Origin of the sequence: Neobacillus drentensis, assembly GCF_036962765.1 — a bacterium.
Lineage (GTDB): Bacteria > Bacillota > Bacilli > Bacillales > Cytobacillaceae > Neobacillus > Neobacillus drentensis_C.
Window position 1 is genome coordinate 1 of record NZ_JBALOS010000386.1, and the last position, 1,743, is coordinate 1,743.

The following is a 1,743-nucleotide window of genomic DNA, read 5'->3' on the forward strand; positions in this document are numbered from 1 at the left end:
ATTATAAATCGACCCTTCTAAATTCTTTCCATTACGTCTGCTATTTAGTTGGCATGCTTTTCATTTCAGAATGCTCCAAAGTTAAAAATTCTTGAACTTTACGGCTAACAACTAGACCGCTTTCAATGGCGCCATCCATCATACCTGGCCAACCACTGGCATAATCACAGCCTGCTAGGAACACTCCATTTTCTGGACGTTGTAATTCTGCCATATAAAGGATTTTTTGATTTGTCTTTTGCATGTTCCAAGTCTGACCTGATAATTCGTCTGCCACCCAGTTATGGCCTGTACATTCAACAACTTCAGCTTCAGGCAGCCATTTCCGTATTTCATTTTGAATAGCTGGCAAGTTGTTCGGATCGATACGAGAAGCATCAGAACCAAATCCAACAACTATACTGTCGCCATCTACTTCATATTCATAATAGCAGCTACTAATTAGACTGCCAGAAGGGGAATAGGCCGAAAATGGATCATACTTACCACGTAGTCTTGCCCAATATTTAATCCCTCGGCTCGTTTGTCCTTCAGCGGATGCCATTTGCTTAAGTTCTGATAAAGCTGGTTTGAATTCGATATTATTCAATACATTTTGTGGCAATGTAACAACAACTGCTTTTGCATGGAAGATCTCACCATCTTTCGTGTAAACCTTATACACGTCATCTACTTTTTCAACAACAGATACAGTCTTAGTTAACTGTATATCAGCGGCTGAGTCACGAGCGATTGATTCTATAAGCGATTTCGTACCTTTTGCTAATTTATATTTACCAAGAATTTCAAACAAAAATTGTAAATCGTGCATAGCTAGAGAACGCCAATGAAGAAGAGTACTATATCCACCTAATTCTGGAGGACCGTTAAAGGCTATTTCTAAAAAATTCTTCAAATTGTCGTATGTAACAGAGTTCAGATGGAGCTCGTTTAATCGATCAAGTGCAGATTTCTTATCAATTTCTTCCATAGTTGGAGAATTAAGCGGCTCGAAAGGAAAAGGTATATGCAAATGACTATCTTCTAAAAAACGTGATAAAGCTTCACCAAGGATTTCGGAATATTCCAGTTTAGTCCCTTTCTTCATCTTTCCATCTTCGAACCAATAGGCAACTTCATGGTCTGGTGACGGAGTGAGCTCCAGTCCGTAACGCATAATCTCAGTCCATACATGTGGCTGACCCCAGTGAACCCATGTACCTCCGAGTTCAAGATCTCTTCCTAAACGATTGTCTGTCCATGTTCGACCGCCAATGCGATCTCTACCCTCAAGAATTAAGGTTTTAAAGCCGCGATTGCTTAGTTCGCGTGATGCTGTGATGCCTGCAAAGCCCGCACCCACAACGATTACATCATAGATTTCTTCAGGAGATTTTACGTGTTTAACCATTTTTATCATCCTTTCTGAACACCTTTATTAATTCTAGAATTTTAGTTACCAAATCGCATTCTCCTCTCCATTTCTGTAATTAAAGGAAGCGTTTTCGAATGTGTTTTGAAACCTTAAAACTAAGTACATTTTAAATTGCGTTGGTAAAACTCAAGTTAACAATTAATAAAAAATTTAGAAATTTTAGGTAAAATTTTGATAAATACTCTTATATGTAAAGTGGAAACCCCAAAAATAAATCACAGTTCTAGCCGTTGTAAGAGTCCAAACTTTTAAATCTACCTTAAAATAATTGAAATATGCATGGAGTAGAAATTAAATTATCATATAATATAATAATTTTTAAAAAATTT

1 protein-coding gene is annotated in these 1,743 nt (G+C 37.1%); it reads right to left on the reverse strand.

Annotation, left to right across the window (positions count from 1 at the left end; translation table 11 throughout):
* Positions 1 to 40: 40 nt before the first annotated feature.
* Positions 41 to 1,390 (reverse strand): flavin monoamine oxidase family protein, encoded by a 1,350-nt coding sequence (locus tag V7137_RS29860; protein WP_335701424.1) that lies wholly within the window; start codon positions 1,388 to 1,390, stop codon positions 41 to 43.
* Positions 1,391 to 1,743: the final 353 nt, after the last annotated feature.